Origin of the sequence: Flavobacterium sp. ASV13, assembly GCF_000745775.1 — a bacterium.
Classification (GTDB): domain Bacteria; phylum Bacteroidota; class Bacteroidia; order Flavobacteriales; family Flavobacteriaceae; genus Flavobacterium.
Window position 1 is genome coordinate 94,228 of record NZ_JQJY01000002.1, and the last position, 20,000, is coordinate 114,227.

Here is a 20,000-nt window from a genome sequence, read left to right on the forward strand (position 1 = left end):
AATTTTGATTACCAAACGTAAGTTGCTACAGCACCTTCGTTTAAAGTAGTTGAAATTTGTTTTTGATTGTATTTAATATTGAATGTTTCTGCTGAATTCCCATCATTTTCTACAATTAGAACAATTTGTCCCGATGGTGTTTTGAAAGCAACGTTGTGTAAATTTCCAGCAATATTACTTCCAATTCTTACTGATCCTTCAGGAACAAATTTTGAAGCGTGACCAATTAGGTAATAACCTACTTCTCGCTTAATATTCTGGTTTTGATCAATCATCAAAGCACCTTTACAAGTAGAACAACCTCCTGGAGTAAATGGCTTGTAATATTCATCATTAGCCAATCCCCATGAAAGTGCAATTTTGCTCCAGTTTCTCATTGAACCAATTACAACATTTTTTACACCCCATTTCAAATCATTTTCAAAACTGCTTTTTGATCCTGTGTATTGTTCTGTAAAATATAAATCTTTGTCTGGAAATGCATTGTGTACTGTTGTTAAAGCACTGATATCACCTTCGTACAAGTGAAACGCAGAACCAGTCACAAAAGGATTTGCTTTTGTATCTTTTAAAATAGTCAAAGGATATTCTGGTTTGTTGCAATTGTGATCGTAAACAATAATTTTAGTTTTTATTCCTGCCGCTTTAAAAGCTGGCCCTAGATTATTTCCAATAAAATCTGCTTGTTGTTCAGCCAACATCAACATACTCGGATTATTTCCTGGGTGTAACGGTTCGTTTTGAGGCGTTATTGCATCAATTACAATTCCTTGTGCCTTCATTGCCTGAATATATTTCACAAAATATTCGGCATAAACCTGATAGTATTTTGGTTGTAAACTTCCACCTTTTGAGCTTCCGTTATCTTTCATCCAAACGGGTGGAGACCACGGAGAACCCATAATTTTGATTTTCGGATTTATAGCTAAAATCTCTTTTAAAACCGGAACCACATCTTTTAAATCTGGACCAAGGTTGAAATGTTCCAGTTTCAAATCTGTTTGGCCTTCTGGCATATCATCATACGAAAAAACTACTTCATTCAAATCTGAAGCACCAATACTGATTCTTAAATAACTTATACCTACAGCATCATTTTTTCTTGAAAAAAGCTCTTGAAGCAATGCTTCTCTTTTTGCTTTATCCAATTTCAAAATCGTCTGAGCGCTTCCTCCAGTTAAAGAAAATCCAAAACCTTCAATGGTTTGAAATTTTTGAGAAGCGTCAACAGTGATAGTCTGATTTGAATTTACATCAGAATTAAAAACCAAATCTGGCTGTTTTTTTAATTTTGATGATTCATCTGTAGTTGTAATCCAAGATTCAGCTTTTCCAGAATTGGAAGCTGTACTTTTTGAAGAACCGCATTTTATTTGAACTGCAATTAAAGGCAGCAAAAGTAAAATTTGGAGTTTTTTGTTGATGTTTTTCATTTTAATCTATTTCTATTAAAACAGGTAAATGATCCGATGGATATTTTAAATCTTTAGAATCACTTAAAACTGCGTGTTTATAAATCTTAAGTCCGCTATTTTTTGAAACAAAAATGTAATCAAGCAATAATGTTACAGGCTTGTCGTGTTTAAAATCATTGAATGTTCCTGATGGTCCGAAAGGTTTTTCTATTGAAACATCTTTCGTGTCATTCATCACTTTTTTTATTTCGGCAATTTGTTTTGTCTCTGGTTCCGAATTAAAATCTCCCATTAAAAAAACAGGGTATTTTTTAATATTTATTGCTTGAATTTTTGACAAAACAAGCTCAACACCTTTCACTCTTGCCACTTCGCCCATATGATCCAGATGCAGATTAAAAACATAAAATACCTTTTTGGTTTTTAAATCTTTAAAAAGACCATAAGTACAAACTCTATTGCAGGCTGCGTCCCAACCTCTGGAAACTACATTTGGTGTTTCTGATAACCAAAATGTATTGGATTCCTGAACTTGAAAACGATCTTTTTTATAAAATATCGTAGCTGCTTCTCCCGTTCCTTTTTCCTCTCTTCCAATTCCAAATCTGGTATAATCTGGCAAGGCCGATGCAATATCAATTACTTGATTTGGCAATCCTTCTTGAATCCCAAAAATATCAGGACTGTAAAATTGTATTTGCGACGCGAAATAATCTTTTCGATTTGGCCAGGCATTTTCTCCATCTGAAGCAACATCCAAACGAATATTATACGTCATCAATTTCAGATTCTGACCAAAAAAAGATTGACTTGCCAAAACAAGCATTACTGCTAAAACTATTTTATTTACTGTTTTCATATTTAAAAAATTTAATCTCGTAAAGCTAGGTTTTCCGAGGCTTTACAAAAAATAAATCATTTAAAAATTATGTTAATTATATACCCTAACGTAATCAACTTCGAAAGTTGCACTTGTAAAATTAGGGTCAACTTTTCCTCCAAAGTTTCCGCCCATGGCTAAATTCAAAATCAAGAAAAAATTGGCATTAAATGGTGTCGAACTGCTGTTTGCGTAAGTGTAAAACAAATTATCATCTACATAAAACTTGATGCTTTCTGCACTCCATTCTGCTGCATAAACGTGAAATTCTGTTGCTGAATTTGGAACTGTTGTAGTAGCCGTATCAGGCGTATTTCCAGAACGTCCAGGCGAATGCAAAGAAGAATGATTTACGTTTGGATTATTTCCAACTGATTCTAAAATATCGACCTCACCACAAGCTGGCCATGGCGCCGTATCAATATTGTCACCAAGCATCCAGAAAGCTGGCCAGGTTCCTCCGCCTACTGGCAATTTTGCACGAACTTCAGCGCGACCATATTTAAATGAAAACTTTCCTTTTGTAAGCATTCTTGTCGATGTATAATGGCTTCCCATATACTCTTCTTTTATTGCTTTGATTTTTAGCGTTCCGTTTGAAATAATTACATTTTCAGGACGAGTAGTATAATATTCTAATTCGTTATTTCCCCAACCGTCGCCAGTTCCTGTATTATAACCCCATTTAGCGCTATTAGGAGCTCCGTCTACATCAAACTCATCTGCCCACAGTATTTTTCTTGCAACAAAAACATTTACAGAAGTTGTTGTGCTTACAAACTGTAATCCGTTATAGGCTGAAACAATAATTGGGTATGTTTTAGTTCCTGAAGCTGTAAATTCATAAGTAAAATCACCCGTTGAAATTTCTTTTAACTGATTATCAATCACAACCTTATAAGATGTAGCATTTGATGCTGAAATGGTAAGTTTTACCTTTCCACTTCCATCGCCATTGGGCTTTTCAGCTGTTTTTCCAACAACGTCTACCTGAACAGAAAGATTTGACGGACCAGTTACAACAGGCGCATCACCTCCGCCATCATTACCACTACTGCAGGATTGACAGACGAATAGCAAGGCTATTAAAAAGCTTGCTTTTTTTATTAAAGTATTTAGTTTCATTGGTTTTGGTTATTTAGTTAGTTTTTTTAGCTTATTTTTTTCCTTCCGAAAAATTCAAATAATTCAAATTGAAGCCTCCTTTTTCAAAAACTGCTTTTATTTTATTTGTTCCAGCTTCTAATTGAACTCCAGTTAATACAACTGTTTTCCATTTGTCGTTTCCTCCGGTTGCAGGAAGTACAATTGATTCTGATTTTTTTCCGTTTGCAGTTTCAAAATGAAGTTTGCCTTCTGCTTTTTCGCTTGAATAACGAATCGCTACTTTATAACTATTTTGTTTTTTAACTTCAGAAGTAAATTGCAGCCACTCGCCATCTTCAATAAAAGAAACCTGATAACCGTTTGATCCAGTATCTTTACATGATAAAATATCTACACCATCATTTCGCATAGTATTTCCTTTGTTCCAATCGTCAAATTTTCCGGTTTCAACTCTGTAGTTTATAAAATCTTTATCTGAATAAGCATATCCGTTTGTTCCAAGATCATATTGCGTTGCAGCAATTTTACCAGGAATTACATGTTTTTTATATGGTTTTGTATCGTTTGTCTGAACTTGTCTGAACATTGCATCAATTACATCTGACTTAACTGTTACGTTTTCCATTTTGTAATTATCAGCCATTTTCATTAAGGCTTTTTTTGCAAACTCAGGAGTTGGTTTTTGTCCGCCATCTTTCCAATATTTCAACAAAACATCATATTCAGGAATTTTTGTTACCGAAGTTACTCCTGCAATATTTTCTATTTTTTTCATTGGCCAAAATGCCCATCCAATGTTATTGCTTTCTACTAAAGTCAAAGCATCTTTGAACCAAACATTTGAATTTTCTCCACTTTCGCCCATCCAAATTGGCACATTATGTTCTTTTCTGTAATCCAGCATTTTTTGGATAGAACCTTGAGTAGTATAATTCCAATATTTGTGGAAACTCAACGCCATATTATCATCCCATAAAGGAAAAATTCCATTGTAATTATTCCCCCAGCAATTTCCTTCGATAATTACCATATGGTTTGGATCTACTTCGCGAATTGCTTTAGTTACTGCAACCATCAAATCTCGTAATGGTCCGTTTGAATTTTCATCACAGCCATTTTTATTGGTTCCGGTAAAATTCCAGTTTGGTTCGTTGATAATATCATACGCGCCAATCCATTGATTCTCTCTATAACGAGAAGCTAACTTTTTCCATAAAGCAATCATTTTTTTCTGATTGGCTTCGCTGTTCCAAAGTGATGGTTTTGTAGTATCGTAATCCGAAATTGCAGCATCATTTCCTTGACCTCCTGGTGCGGCATGCAAATCTAAAATCAAATACATTTTATTTTCGGCACACCATTTCAACAAATTATCGGTCATCGTGAAGCCTTCTTCTAAAAAGGTAATTTCTCCATTTTTTTCTTCCTGAATTGATGGCGTATAAAGATTGTAATGCATTGGAAGACGAATTGAATTGAATCCCCATTTCGCCAATGAATCAATATCTCTTTTCGTGATTCCGTTTGCTTTGTAGGCTGCATAAAATTCCTTGGTTCCTTGTTCTCCAACAACGTCCTGAATTTTTTGTTTGATTTGATATTGCGGACTAGCAAATGGCTGTGTCTGCAACATATATCCTTCCTGAACCATCCAGCCTCCTAAACCAAGACCTCTTAAGATTATATTTTTGCCGTTTCCGTCAACAATATTCTGTCCGTCTCTATGTAAAAAGCCTTGTCCGAAAGAAGCAATTGAAAACAAAAGCAGGAATGTTATAATTATTTTTTTCATCTGAAAATTGATTTTATTTTCTTTTGATTATTTCCAAGTATAAGTTCCAACTGCTCCAGCATCTAGAGACGATGTAACCCATTTATCATTGAATTTAATATTGAAAGTTTCATTAACTGTTCCGTCATTTTCAACAATTAAAACTTTTGATCCAGATGGCGTAATGAAAGCAGCAGTTTGAAGATTTCCACTGTTATTACTTGCAATTCTAACAGAACCAGCCGGAACAAATTTTGAAGCGTGGGCAATAATATAATAAGCAACATTACGCTGAATGCTCTCACTCGAATTTATCGTTAAAGCACCTTTACACATGCTACATCCTCCATCAGTATGAGGTCTGTAACCGCCATCATTCGCTAAATTCCATTCTAGTGCGTTTCTACTGTAATTACGCATTGAACCGATAATTACATTACGAACATGCCATTTTAAATCACCACTAAAACTTCCTTCAGAAGATGTCCATTGTTCTGTGAAATACACATTTTTAGTTGGAAAAGAACTGTAAACATTTGTTAAGGCACTAATATCTCCAGCATATAAATGGAATGCTGAACCGTCTACGAAAGGAAAAGCATCAGCGTCAGCCAAAATTGCTTTTGGATAATTTGGATTGTCACAATTATGATCGTAAGCAATAATTTTTACATTAAGATTTGCCGCTTTAAAAGCTGGGCCTAAGTTGCTTTTAATAAAAATAGCCTGATCTGCTGCAGACATATACATACTCGGATTGTTTCCGTCATGCAAAGGCTCATTTTGAGGTGTTACGGCATCAATTGTAATTCCTTCAGCTTTCATTTGCTGAATATATTTTACAAAATATTTTGCATAAACATCATAGTATTTTGTTTGCAATTTTCCTCCTTTAAAACTATCCACATCTTTCATCCAAACCGGAGCTGACCAAGGCGTTGCCAAAATCAAAATCTTCGGATTGATAGCCAGAATTTCTTTCAAAAGAGCAATTACACCCGCTTTATCTTTATCTAAACTAAATTTTGAAAGCGTTAAATCTGTATCTCCTGTTGGAAGATCGTCATAAGTAAAAGGAGTTGCATTCAAATCTGATGCTCCAATACTGATTCTTAGATAACTTATTCCTATTGAGCCTTCTCCAGAACCAAATAATTCCTGTAAAAGAGCACTTTTTTTAGCTGCTGTCAATTGATTGATCATGTCAGCGCTTCCGCCTGTTAAAGTATAACCGAAACCATCTATTGTTTGGTATTTTTGGGAAGCATTAACTTCGATATTGGCATTAGTATTTACTGTTGTTCCAAAACCTAACGTTGTTGCTTGTTTGGCTAAAAGAACACTTTGATCTCCTTTTGTCAGCCAGAAATCAACGTCGTTTGTAACTGTCACAGGAGGAGTTACAACTGGAGGAGTTACAGGTGGTGGATCAGTTGCATCGTTTGAAGATGAACATTTTACCTGAGCAAATACTGCTAAAGCAAAAAATAATGCTTTTATAGTGGTTTTAAAATTAAGATTCATTTTTATAGTTTTTTAGTTAATAGACGGCTAGTAAACAATCGTTTGTATAGCGTGTGCCGGGATAGTAATAGTAGTTTTTAAAGTGCCGTTAGTTAAATTATAAACAACATCTTTATCGGATTGATTCATAACAATAGTGGCAATTTTTCCGTCAGTATTTTTAAATGACATACTCAAAAGGGTTTTATCACTAATGGTCTGAGTTATGCGTTTGGCATTTGCCTGAATGAATTTTGAGAAATGTCCAATATAATAATACATTGGTGTATAGATTAATTCATCTTTTGTAACATCAGCGTGAATTGGTGCAAAACAGAAATTACCTACATGATTTGGTCCTCCGTTTTGATCTAGAAGAATATTCCAATCTGTCCAGCCTACAGTTCCGTTATTAAAATCATTAATCATATTAAGTCCGTAACGTTCTGCATTTCCCCAAAACTGAAATCTTGAAGCATCAAATTTTTCGACGCAGCCTTCAGTAAACAAAAGTCCTTTATTTGGAAAAGCTTTATGAACTTCACCAACTGATTCAAATCTTGGTGGGCCGCCGCTCCATGTTTCATACCAGTGGAATCCAATTCCCCAGGCAAATTTTGAAACTTCAGGATCGGAGAAAACCAGATTAGCTCTTTTTTCGAGCATTTCTCCACGGTTGTGATCCCAAATAATTACATTTTTAGAAGCAAGTCCTTCTTTTTGTAAAGTTGGTCCAAGGAAATTTTTCAGAAAATCTCTTTCGGCTTCAGGTGTATAAATACAAGATTCCCATCTTTGTTTTGCCGCTGGTTCATTTTGAATGGTTAATCCCCAAACCGGAATACCTTCTTTTTCATATTCTCTAATAAATTTCACATAGTAATTTGCCCATGATTGTGCAAATTCTGGCAACAAAACGCCGCCGTGCAAAATATCGTTATTGTCTTTCATGAAAGCTGGGGGACTCCACGGACTGACAAATAAAGTTAATTTCCCGCCGGCAGTTTCGATTGCTTTTTTAAGAAGTGGAATTCTGTATTTTCGATCGTGGTCAATGTTGAAGGTTTTCAATTCCTTGTCACCTTCTGCAATATAAGTGTAGCTGTCACTGCTGAAATCACAGCTGTGTATGTTTGTTCTGGCTAATGAGTAGCCAATTCCTTTATTTTTATCGTAATAAGCGTTTAGAAATTCCTGTTGTTTTTTTGGAGATAACTTAGCAAAAACTTCGGCACTTGCGTCTGTAATTGCGCCACCAATTCCGAGGAAAGTCTGATCTGTTTGTTCAGCATCTACATTAATAGATACCGATGATGTTGTTTGTTGTGATGTGTTGTTTGAAATGAAATTATTTGATAGTGATAATTTCAAATCGGTATTTTCGGCTGTAGTGTAAACCTGAATTTTTTTATTTGATTTGGAACCAGAAACCGCAGAAGCATCTGCAATTTTTGATGAATTACAACTAAATTGCAGTAATAGTATTGGGGCGATTAAAATGCTGCTTATGGCTTTCATTGTACTTTCAAAAAAAATGATTTAATTAAAAAGTAAATTGAGGGTCGATACGGATGATTCAAATCAACCCTCATCATTTACAAATAAAATATTAATATACAAGCGTTTGTATTGCATGTGCAGGAATCTTAACTACAGTCTTTTCAGCAGCAATAATTAAGTTGTAAGTAATCTCTTTATCTGATTGATTCATGACAATTGTTGCCATTGTGCCATCAGTATTTAAAAATGATGTGCTTAATAATGCACTTCTGCTTACTGCAGTACTAACTCGTACCGCATTTAGGCGAATAAATTTTGAGAAATGTCCGATGTAATAATAAGACGGTGTATAAATTAATTCACCAGTCGTTGTATCAGCATGGATTGGAGCGAAACAAAAATTACCAACATGATTAGGACCTCCATTTTGATCCAAAAGGATATTCCAATCAGTCCATCCGGCTGTTCCGTTATTGAAATCATTAATCATAGAAATACCGTATCTTTCGCCGTTACCCCAGAACTGATATTTTTTGGCATCAAATTTTTCAACACAGCCTTCTGTAAACAAAAGACCTTTGTTTGGATAAGCTTCATTTACTTTCCCAACATTATCAAACATTGATGCTCCTCCAGACCAGTTTTCGTACCAGTGAAAACCCATTCCCCAAACATATTTTGAAGCTTCTGGATCAGAGTAGATAACATTAGCTCTGTAATTCATTAAATCACGATTGTGATCCCATGCAATAATTTTTACATTGCCTAGCTTTTCTTTTTTCAAAGTTGGGCCAAGGAAATTTTTGATAAAATCTCTTTCCGCCTCAGCAGTATAAATACATGACCCCCAAGTTTGAACCGCCATTGGCTCATTTTGAGTTGAAGTTCCCCAAATTGGGATTCCTTCTTTCTCGTAAGCTTTTATAAATTTTGCATAAAAATTAGCCCACGTCTGATAATATTCAGGCAATAATTTTCCGCCTTTAAGAACATTTTTGTTATCTTTCATGAAAGCATTTGGCGACCATGGAGCAACGTAAGTTGTTAGTTTTCCACCTGCTTTTGCAATTGCTTGTTTGATTAACGGAATACGAAATTGTCTGTCATGATCAATAGAGAATGTTTTTAAATCCTTATCGCCTTCTTCGATATAAGAATAGCTTCCACTGCTAAAATCAGAACTTTGTATCGTTGTTCTTAGCAAAGAATAGCCAATTCCTTTTTGTTTATCGTAGTAAGCATCTAAAAATTCAGCTTGTTTCTCTTTTGAAAGTTTCGCGAAAATTTCTGCACTTGCATCTGTGATAGCTCCACCAATTCCCATAAAAGTCTGGAACTTTTTTGATGGCTCAACAAAAACCGAAGATTCTATTTCAAGAGGCTGTTTTGATGCTGAAAAAGTCAAATTATCAGTAGAGGTTAATCTTAAATTAGAATTCTCAGCTGTAGTATATACGGTTACTTTTTTTCCGTTGGTTGTAAATTCATTTTTTGCTTTAGGCTGGGCAAAAGCTGCCACTGAAAACAAAAAACATAGAATCTTAAAACTATTATTTTTCATTCTTTCCTTGTTATATTAATTCTAAATACAAGTTCTCAGAAACTCATTTTCTGACAGCTTAAGGAAGGATTTAAAAAATAGCCCATACTCATAACGATTATGGGCTATTTACAACCAAACTTAAACTTAACTTAAACTTTATTATTTTCCTCTCATTTCTATTTTGCTTACAGTAATTCCGTCTTTAGTAAACGTATTACCTCCACATCTGATAAGAAGATAAATTTTTCCTGTTGTATCAAATTTAACAACGTTTTTAACCGTCGCTGTAGCATCATTTTTAACACAACCTACAGATGATAGCCAACCTGAAAATGCTGCTTTTGCACAGCCATCCCACGTGCTTAATCCCATAACTTTATTGTCTTTATACTCTACGCCAGACTTAGGAACTGATTTACCTGCATAAACTTCAAACCAAGTTTCATCAGAACCGCTAGGGCAAGAAACTAACATATCAATTGTGTATTCTTTATCCTTAACAACATCAATTGCCTGATAAATTCCTTCTTGAGCCCATCCTCCAGGAGAATGAATTGTAGCGCTTTTGTTAGCGAAAGACCAAAAAGCTGCTCCATTTGCACTAAGATTACATACTGTCCATTGTGCCTGATCGGCTGCAGTTTCAAATTTACCTCCTTTTACAAGGTTACCTTTCACAGGATCAGAAGTAGCTACTACAAGTGGTAAAGATGCTTTTCCTGTTGCTCCTCCAGCACCAATTGCTGTATGTGTTATCGTATAAGCTCCTGCATCTGGTAATGAAATAACTTGAGTATTTTTTCCAATCAAAGCTCCGTCTCCTGTGTCCCATTTCGAACCAATAACACCTTTAGTCTGTGCAGTCATCAGATAAGTATTTACTGCACCAGCAACTGGAGTAATAGTAAATGAAGCATCAACGTTAGATGCTGTTAAACCATTTCCGCTTCCAGCGTCATCATCACAGCTTGATAATGTTCCTAATGCTACTGCTAGCATTAGGAATACATTTTTCTTTAAATTTATATTTAGGTTCATCTTTTTTGGTTTTTGGTTAATCGTTTATTGATAGTTAGGATTTTGTTTCAATTTAGTACCTGTCAATTCCACAAAAGGTATTGGGAAAATTTCATCTGTACCAGCATTGAAACCTCTGTCAGCTAAAGCTGTAGCAGCATCACCCCATCTTACTAAGTCAAAGAATCTGTGTCCTTCTCCTGCAAGCTCCATTCTTCTTTCCTGTTTGATAGCAGCTAATGTTACAGGAACTGGTGCTAATCCAACTCTTGCTCTAACAGCATCTAACAAGGCTTGAGCTCTTGGCCCAGATCCTAACGCTTCAGCTTCCAATAAATAAGTATCAGCAAGTCTGATGATATATGAATCTTGTTTGTAGTTTAATTCTGCAGCTCCACCACCAGTACGAACGTCAGACATTCTAGGCAAGAATTTATTCAAGAAATATCCTGTATCCTGGTTAGCAGCAATATAATCAGCTTTTCCAGCAGCTTTTAACGCTTTTACATCTAAGATAGTTGCAGCAAATCTTGGATCATCTTTCATTGCATCATACAATTTTTGCGTTGGAACACTAAAACTCCATCCTGAAGGAAGGTCTGGCGCATCAGAATTTGCTGCTCTTGTATAACTTCTTGGCCCAACCATAACGTTCAATGAGTTTCCTTCGTCTCTTCCAGATCCCCAGAATCCCCAGTCAGAGTTACCAGCACTACTGTGGCTTACCTCAATAAGTGATTCTGTATTGAATTTATTAGAAACAACCCATAAATCACTGAATTTAGCTAACAACTTATTACCATATTGATTAGTACCTCCTGGCGTACCATTTACTTCTGCAAGAACTGCAGCTGCTTCAGCCTTTTTACCGTCATATAGATATACTTTTCCTAATAAAGCCTGTGCACCACCTTTAGTCATACGTCCAGCTTCTGTAGTAGCAGGAACAGTTCCAGGTAAAACCGGAATTGCTTCTCTTAAATCTTTTTCAATTTGAGCGTATACATCTTCTGGTTTAGCCTGCTCTGGACTGTAAATATCTGAAGATGTTAATGGTTGTAAGATTAGAGGAATATTTCTAAACATTCTAACCAAGTTAAAATAATACAGTGCACGTAGCGATTTAGCTTCTGCTGTAAATCTAGCTCTTGCAGCATCAGACATTGTAGCGCTTGGCAACTTAGACAATAAAACATTTGCTCTGTAAATACCCTGATAGTGATCATTCCAGAAACTTGCTGGGATGAAAAGAGCCGTAAGAGAATGGCTCGAGAAATTTTGAATACCTTGACCGTCAGTAGCACTACCACCTCCTGCCCAGAAATCATCTGAACCAGCATTCATCATTGCTACAATGTTTTCGAATCCACCAGTATTTTTTCTTAATGGATCATATACTCCTACTAATGCAGCATAAGTTTCTGACTCATTTGAGTAATACGTTTCTGCATTTAATTTTCCCTTTGGAGTAGTTGTTACAAAATCTTCTGAACAAGATCCTATTGCAGCCATAGCGACCGCACAGAATATATATTTAAATTTTATTGTTTTCATAATGCTAATATTTATTAAAATTGAACGTTAACTCCGAACATTATCGTTCTTGCTTGTGGATAAACTCCTTTATCTACACCAAATACTTGTCCTCCAATTTCTGGATCGTAACCTGTGTATTTAGTAAATGTGATAAGATTTTCACCATTTAAGTAAAAACGAATTTTATCAGCTCCAACATTAGATGATATTGTTAATGGTAAAGTATATCCTAATTGAACAATTTTCAAACGCACATAATTACCGCTTTCAAGATAGAAGTCTGACATTGAGCTAAAGTTTCCATTAGGGTCACTATTAGTCAATCTTGGATAATCATTTGATGTACCTTCACCTGTCCAACGGCCTAAAGCAGTTGTTTGATAGTTAGCATTCAATATATCTAACCTTCTTAATCCTTGGAAAATTTTGCTTCCTGCAGAACCTTGAGCGAAAGCCATGAAATCGAAGTTTTTGTAATCAAGATTTACAGTAAGTCCAAATGTAGATTTAGGGATATTTGTTCCTAAAAATTCTTTATCCTTGTTACGATCAATTACACCATCTCCATCAACATCAACCCAACGGAAATCCCCTGGTTTAGCATTTGGCTGAAGTAAAGCACCAGCTGAATTTTTGTATGCTGCAACTTCTGCTTCATTTTGGAAAATTCCATTAGTTTTCATACCATAGAACTCATTGAAAGAGTGTCCAACTTGTATTCTTGTAACAGGTCCCATTGATTGAAAACTTGCATCTCCATTGATGAAATCAGTATTTGTGTTAATATAAGTCACCTCATTTTTCAATGTAGCGAAGTTTCCAGTAATACCTAAATTAAAATCTCCAAGTTTCTTTTTATAGTTTAATGAAATTTCAAAACCACTATTGTTCATATCAGCAATGTTAGCAGAAGGCGATTCAGCTACACCAACATAACCAGGAATTACAACATCTCTTAAGATTCCGCTAGTTTTCTTTTTAAAGTAATCTAATGTTAAATTGAAATCGTTAAATAATCTTGCATCAAGACCAACAGTTGCCTGAGAAGTCTCTTCCCATCCTAAATCTGGATTTGGTAAAGTTGAGTTAGCATAACCTGTTGTAATGTTACCTGAATTTCCAATAGTATAGTTGTATCCTCCAACAACAACAGGAAGATATTTATAAGGATCAATATTATCATTTCCTACAACTCCGTAACCACCGCGTAATTTCAAACTATTTACTGATTCGTTTTCTTTCCAGAATCCTTCTTTTGAAATTACCCATCCTACTGAGAATGAAGGGAAAACCCCCCACTTTTTATTTTCTCCAAAACGGTTAGAACCATCACGACGAATAATACCAGTAAAAAGATATTTCTCTTTGTAATCATAGTTTGCACGTGCAAACAAAGAAGCTAATTTATGAACATCTTTATCACTAGACCAGCTTATTCTGTCTGTTTGAGGCACATCAAAACTAAAAGATGCATCACGATAATTTGTAATTGGCAAACCATACATCGTAGTACCTATTGTACCACCAATATTTTCAGATAAAGCTTCCTGACCAAGTAAAACACTTACATTGTGATCTCCGAATTTATTCGAATAATTAAGTGTGTTTTGAAGTGTCCATGCAAATGTTTTCTCATTGTTTTGCGTGTAATTATTTCTCGCAGAATTAACGTTATTGCTTAAGAAAAATGAAGGTGTGAAACCTTGGCTTCCCCAGTAAGAAATTTTTCCTCCAAGAGTCGTTCTGAATTTCAAATGACTTGTTATATTAGCTTCCATATAAGCATTACCAACTAAATCATCAGACCAGTTATAACCGCCTAATCTTGTTTGAGTATATGCGATTGGATTTGTCATCTCCTGACCTACCCATGGTGAAATACCATAAGGATGACCATTTGCATCACGAATAGCCAATGGGTTATTGTATGGAGCTGTTGCTGCAAGTGCAGGATCTGTTACAACTAATGGAGTTGTTGGATCTAAGTTAATTGCAGAACTTAAAGGTCCTCCAAACTCACTGTTAGTATTTCCTAAACTTTGTGATTTTTGTCTTGTGAATCCAAAAGTTTGTCCAAACGTAAAATAATCAGAAATCTTGTGAGTCGAGTTTAAACGGAAATTCTTTTTGTTATAACCAGAAATGTCTGTTGTAACAATACCTTCTTGGTCTTGAATACCAAACGAAGCATAAAAAGTAGATTTTTCGCCACCACCACTAATACTTAATTCGTGATTGTATCTGAATGCTTGATTGTTAAAAATAGCATCTTGCCAATCAGTACCTTTTCCTAAGGCAGCAGGATTTGCATATCTGATAGGATTTCCATCAGCAGCTAATTTTTCATTCATTATTGTTGCATACTGCTCTGCATTTAATAAATCTAATTTTTTAGAAGGTGCAGAAACTCCAGCAAAACCATTATAGTTTACAGTAATTTTACCTGATTTACCTTTTTTAGTTGTTACTAAGATAACCCCTGTTGCAGCACGAGTTCCGTAAATTGCAGCAGAAGCAGCATCTTTAAGAACCTCAATAGACTCAATATCAGACTGATTAATAAAACCAGTAGCTCCAGCATCAATTACAATTCCATCAACTACCCAAAGTGGATCGTTACCACCTTCTCTAAATGTAGTTATACCTCTAATACGTACTTTTGCAGTAGATCCAGGCTGACCTGATGTTGAAGCTACAGAAACACCTGCTGCTCTACCTTGTAAAGCTTGCTCAACACGGCCATTTGGAACTTTTTCAAGATCTGCAGCTTTTACACTAGAGATTGCTCCAGTAACTACTGATTTCTTTTGAGTACCGTATCCAACCACCACAACTTCATTTAATGATTGAGATTCTGGCTTTAATTGAATTGTAATTTTTGATCTGCCATTTACAGCTTCACTAACTGTAGTGTATCCAATAAAAGTAACTGTTAAAACACCATTTGAAGGGGCTTGAATTTGAAATTTCCCATCAAAATCTGATGCAGTTGATTTATTAGACCCTTTTAATGCAATAGTTGCACCTGGAACTGGCATCCCACTTTCATCATTAATCATCCCGTTTACTGTGACATCCTGAGCCACAGCCATAACCGAGAATAACAAAGATGAAACACAAAAAACAAGTAATTTTGTTAATTTCATTTTTCTAAAAATTTTGGTTAATTAATTAGTAATTTGATGCAATAATAATGTTATTTTTTTACTATCAACAAGTAAATTTCACTACAAAAACACATCAAAACAAATTTTTATACATTACAAAAACACATCATTTTTTTTTTAATTATTTGATTTTTAATTATTTAAAAATTAAATTTAAGATGTTAGCAAAATGTTAATTATAAAAATAAACACTACAGTTGTATAAGATTGCTTATTTTTATGAATAATATCGCTTTCTACAACGAAATAGTAGAAGGAAAACTATTGTAAAACACTACAAACAAAGCATTTACCATTCAAAATTTAAAAAATCTAAAAAATTTTATGAAATTGATAAAATCATATTTTATTATTACTTTTTTTACATTATTCACAATAACTTTTTTTGGCCAAGTCAAGAATATCGGGCTTCCTGACGTAAGAAATTACAAACGAAATGAATATAAAGGAGGAACACAAAACTGGAATATAGGACAGGATAAGAACGGAAATCTATATTTTGCAAACAATAACGGACTTTTACAGTTCGATGGTTCTTCTTGGAGAAAATATCCGCTTCCTAATTTAACTTCTGTGAGATGTCTAAAAATTACAAATGATGGAAAAATTTATGTGGGTGGTTATAATGAGTTTGGATATTTCAAACCAAACGAAAAAGGAAGACTTAAATACACATCATTATCGCAGCAAGTAGACAAAAACAAAATCAAAATAATAGATTTCATCTGGAAGATTCATTCATTTGAAAATCAAACCATTTTTCAATCATTTGCGAGAGCTTATATCTTTAAAAACAACAAGCTTACTATATTAGAAGCTCCTAAACGATTTCAGTTTTCTTTTGTCGTCAATAATAAACTATATTTTCAAGATATTGAAAAGGGAATATTAGAATACCGAAATGGAAAGCTTTACTCACTCCCAAATACTACAAGCTTAAACAATACAGAGATTTGGGGAATGTATAATTTAGCAAAAGGTAAAACACTAATCATAACCTTAGAAAAAGGATTATTCGTTTACGAAAACAACACTGTAAAACCATGGGATACCGAAGCTAACAACTTTGTCAAAAAAAACAACTCACTTGGAGGGGTAACGATAAATAATAACTTCATCGTTTTAAATTCGGTATTAGACGGAATTGCAATCTGCGATTATAATGGCAAAATAATTCAGCATCTTAATCGCAAAAAAGGTCTTCAAAACAATACTGTTTTAACTTCTTTTATAGACAACAAAAACAATCTTTGGCTTGGTCTTGATAATGGTATCGCATTTGTGAATGAAGGTTCTCCTTTCACTTATTTCGGCTTCAGTTATGACATCAGTACCGTTTATGCTTCAGTAATTCATCAGGGAAATCTATATGTAGCAACAAACCAGGGAGTATTTTATCACGCGTGGAACAACAGTTTTAAAGAAGACACTTTTAAGCTTGTTCAAGGAACGACAGCACAATCCTGGAACGTTCAAATAATTGATAACGAATTAATTTGTTCCAATAACCGAGGTGCTCTCGTGATTAAAGGAGGAGCTGTTACGAATGTAATCGATTCAAAAGGTTATTTTGGATTTAAGAAGATTCCAAATCATCCTGGATTTTATATTGGCTCTAATTATGACGGATTTGCTGTTTTTCAAAAAACGCCAGCCGGATTAGTGCATAAAAATCAAGTAATAGGATTTGATAAATCTTCAAACAACTTCGAGCTTGACGATTCGTATTTATGGCTTAAAAAAGACGAATCAATCTACAGAATGGCTTTAAGCAATGATTTGAAACGATTTTCATCTATTAAAAAAATCGACCGCTTAACATCAAAATATAAAAACATCGGAAGTATCCAAAAAATTGATAACCAACTGTACTTTCAGACCAATAATCATTTTTATAAATATTCAAAAGAACAGGATTTATTTTATGAAGATAAAAACTTATCTAAGTTATTTAGAAACATTCCCGTTATTAATAGTTTAAGCGAAGATTCACAATCGAACTTATGGTATGCTTTTGACGAATCAATTGGGGTTTTAATGAAAAAAAACAACTACTATACTAATATTGTAGCGCCTTTTTCGAACCTAACAGGAAACTTGGTAAGCAACTATTTATCTGTCAACACAATCGACAAAAAAAATATTTTTATAGGATTAACCGATGGACTAGCACATTATGATTCTGAATTACTGAATAATTCTGTGACGAAACCAAAAGCCTTTATCCGTAGTTTTTCATTTCCCGGCGATACTATTATTTTAGGAAATAATCAAAACAAAATTGAGAATATCAGAGTTCCTTATTCTTCCAATCATGTACGATTCACGTTTTCGTCACCTACTTATGAAAATCTTGAAAATGTTGAATTCTCTTATCAGTTAGAACCCTTTGATGACAAATGGAGCAATTGGTCTACAATTTCTATAAAAGAGTACACAAACCTTCGGGAAGGCGAATATAAAATGAATGTGAAGGTCAGAAACAGTTATGGAATTCAATCTGAGCCATCAACACTTTCATTTATCGTTTCTCCACCTTGGTACCGACATTTTTTAGCATTAATGATTTATTTTATTTTAATAATTATCGCCATCTATGTGATTTCAGATAGAATTAAAATGAAAATCCGAAAAAACAAGTATTACGAAACTATCGAACAACGTCGTTTATACTTAGAAAAAGAATCCAGAATTAGACAGGAACAATACGATCTTGAAAAAGAAATTGAAAAACTAAAAAACGACAAGCTTCAAATTAAAATTTTAGCAAAAGATAAAGAGCTTGTAAACAATTCACTTCAGGTTGTAAAGAAAAACAAAATCTTAAATGGAATTATTCACAAATTGAAAGAAATTGATGTTGAAGCTCTGGATGATTCAACTAAATTCCAAGTAAGCAAACTTAACAAAAGCATTGTAAAAGAAGTAAATACAGACAAAAGCTGGAAAGATTTAGAAAAACACATTAAAAACGTTCATTTTGAATTTTTAAAGCGACTAAAAGAAAAATACCCAACTATTTCACCTCGTGAGCTGGATCTTTCAACTTATTTATTGATGAACATGTCCACTAAAGAAATTGCCGAAATTATGAATATTTCGACAGGAGGTGTTGAACTAGCACGATACCGTCTGAGAAAAAAGCTCGGACTGAATAAAAAAGAGAATCTTATCGGGTTTTTAATGAGTATCTAAACAAAAAAAAGCCATCAGTCGCGGCTGATGGCTTTTTTTTATGAAATATATTCTAATGTTCGTTCCAAAGCCATTCCTCTGGAGCCTTTTATTAAAATAGTATTATCGTTAAATTTAAGCGTTTTTAAATAAGCAGAAAAATCATCAAATGTCTCATAAAAATGAAGATTATCACTTGAAATTTTATTTTCATAGAATGACTTTCCAATTAAATAACAAACAGATTTATCCTGATTAGATAAAGAATCAACAATCGCTTTATGCTCTTGTGGACTTTCAATTCCTAATTCAAACATATCACCTAGAATCATTATTTTATTCTGACTATCTAACTGTAAAAAGTTAGCTATTGCAACAGCCATACTACTTGGATTTGCATTATAAGCATCTAGAATAATTTGGTTTGAGTCTTTTTTCAATAATTGCGATCTATTATTCTCCGGAATATAATTCTCAATTGCTTCTTTAATTGCCGCATCAGTTACTTTAAAGTAATAACCTATAGAAACTGCTGCATTTATGTTATTTGCATTATACAAGCCAATTAAATGCGATTCTACACTAAAGCTTTCATAATTGATCACCACAAAAGGATTTGCTTCAATCTTTTTAATATTTAAATCTGCTTCATTCTTATTTAATCCAAAAGTAAATGAATTAATTCCAGCCGATTTTTCAATTTGAATTGGATCTTCAAGATTTACAAATGCAACTTTATCATTCTTTGCAAGATATTGATACATCTCGCTTTTTCCTTTTATCACGCCTTCTACTCCACCAAAACCTTCCAAGTGTGCTTTTCCGAAATTAGTAATGTAGCCATAATCCGGTTGTGCGATTTCACATAAAAATTCAATTTCTTTTTGATGATTTGCTCCCATTTCTACAATTCCAATTTCAGTTTCTTTTGTAAAAGACAGCAAAGTCAATGGAACACCAATATGATTGTTTAAATTTCCAATTGTAGCTTTTGTTTTGTATTTTTTAGACAAAACGGCATTAATAAGCTCTTTAGTTGTTGTTTTTCCGTTACTTCCAGTTAAAGCAACAATAGGCAATTTCAAATACGCACGGTGAAATTTAGCTAATTCCTGAAGCGCTTCCAGACTGTTTTTAACCAAAATTGTTCTCTCGTCAATAAAGTACGATTCATTGTCTATAACAACAAATAATGCACCTAATTTTAAGGCTTCCTCAGCAAAAGTATTTGCGTCAAAATTTTCTCCTTTAATAGCAAAAAACATAGAATCTTTTTCAATTTTTCTAGTATCAATTGAAAGCGATTTACATTGCAAAAACAGATTATGAATGTCTTGAATATTCATTTATATTATTTTTAATAGATGATAAAAGTAGAAAAAAAACA

General features: G+C 34.0%; 12 protein-coding genes. 1 reads left to right on the forward strand and 11 read right to left on the reverse strand.

All coding sequences use genetic code 11. The annotated features are described in order from the left end of the window. Positions 1 to 8: 8 nt before the first annotated feature. From GQ47_RS04240 to GQ47_RS04285, 10 genes are all read right to left on the reverse strand, one after another. The gene (locus GQ47_RS04240; RefSeq protein WP_035645447.1) at positions 9 to 1,433 is read right to left on the reverse strand and encodes a glycoside hydrolase family 30 protein; all 1,425 of its coding nucleotides are present in this window, start codon (positions 1,431 to 1,433) and stop codon (positions 9 to 11) included. Between the two features lies 1 nt (position 1,434). After that, on the reverse strand, positions 1,435 to 2,274 hold the full coding sequence (locus GQ47_RS04245; RefSeq protein ID WP_035645453.1) for an endonuclease/exonuclease/phosphatase family protein: 840 nt from the start codon (positions 2,272 to 2,274) through the stop codon (positions 1,435 to 1,437). 72 nt (positions 2,275 to 2,346) lie between these two features. Further along, positions 2,347 to 3,420, reverse strand: coding sequence for a glycoside hydrolase family 16 protein (locus tag GQ47_RS04250; RefSeq protein ID WP_035645455.1), 1,074 nt, complete (start codon positions 3,418 to 3,420; stop codon positions 2,347 to 2,349). A gap of 31 nt (positions 3,421 to 3,451) precedes the next feature. Beyond that, entirely contained in the window at positions 3,452 to 5,194 is a 1,743-nt protein-coding gene (locus tag GQ47_RS04255; RefSeq protein WP_035645457.1) for a cellulase family glycosylhydrolase, read from the reverse strand. A 27-nt stretch (positions 5,195 to 5,221) separates the two neighbouring features. Next, positions 5,222 to 6,697, reverse strand: a complete 1,476-nt coding sequence (locus tag GQ47_RS04260) for a glycoside hydrolase family 30 protein (protein WP_035645459.1) — start codon at positions 6,695 to 6,697, stop codon at positions 5,222 to 5,224. A 27-nt stretch (positions 6,698 to 6,724) separates the two neighbouring features. After that, positions 6,725 to 8,194 (reverse strand): glycoside hydrolase family 30 protein, encoded by a 1,470-nt coding sequence (locus GQ47_RS04265; RefSeq protein WP_035645462.1) that lies wholly within the window; start codon positions 8,192 to 8,194, stop codon positions 6,725 to 6,727. Between the two features lie 91 nt (positions 8,195 to 8,285). Further along, positions 8,286 to 9,737 carry a glycoside hydrolase family 30 protein gene (locus GQ47_RS04270; protein ID WP_035645465.1) on the reverse strand — a complete coding sequence of 484 codons (1,452 nt, stop codon included), beginning with the start codon at positions 9,735 to 9,737 and terminating at the stop codon, positions 8,286 to 8,288. A 141-nt stretch (positions 9,738 to 9,878) separates the two neighbouring features. Further along, complete coding sequence (locus GQ47_RS22790; protein WP_152560989.1) at positions 9,879 to 10,757, reverse strand: hypothetical protein; 879 nt, start codon at positions 10,755 to 10,757, stop codon at positions 9,879 to 9,881. A gap of 24 nt (positions 10,758 to 10,781) precedes the next feature. Further along, positions 10,782 to 12,290, reverse strand: coding sequence for a RagB/SusD family nutrient uptake outer membrane protein (locus GQ47_RS04280; protein ID WP_035645466.1), 1,509 nt, complete (start codon positions 12,288 to 12,290; stop codon positions 10,782 to 10,784). Positions 12,291 to 12,304: 14 nt separating this feature from the next. Continuing rightward, positions 12,305 to 15,418 carry a SusC/RagA family TonB-linked outer membrane protein gene (locus GQ47_RS04285; protein WP_035645468.1) on the reverse strand — a complete coding sequence of 1,038 codons (3,114 nt, stop codon included), beginning with the start codon at positions 15,416 to 15,418 and terminating at the stop codon, positions 12,305 to 12,307. A 345-nt stretch (positions 15,419 to 15,763) separates the two neighbouring features. Between GQ47_RS04285 and GQ47_RS04290 the strand changes: the two genes are divergently transcribed. Continuing rightward, positions 15,764 to 18,634: a helix-turn-helix and ligand-binding sensor domain-containing protein gene (locus GQ47_RS04290; RefSeq protein ID WP_035645469.1), complete on the forward strand. Its 2,871-nt coding sequence runs from the start codon at positions 15,764 to 15,766 to the stop codon at positions 18,632 to 18,634. 38 nt (positions 18,635 to 18,672) lie between these two features. Here the strand turns inward: GQ47_RS04290 and murF are convergent, their stop codons facing one another. Further along, positions 18,673 to 19,959, reverse strand: coding sequence for a UDP-N-acetylmuramoyl-tripeptide--D-alanyl-D-alanine ligase (murF, locus tag GQ47_RS04295; protein ID WP_035645471.1), 1,287 nt, complete (start codon positions 19,957 to 19,959; stop codon positions 18,673 to 18,675). Positions 19,960 to 20,000 lie beyond the last annotated feature (41 nt).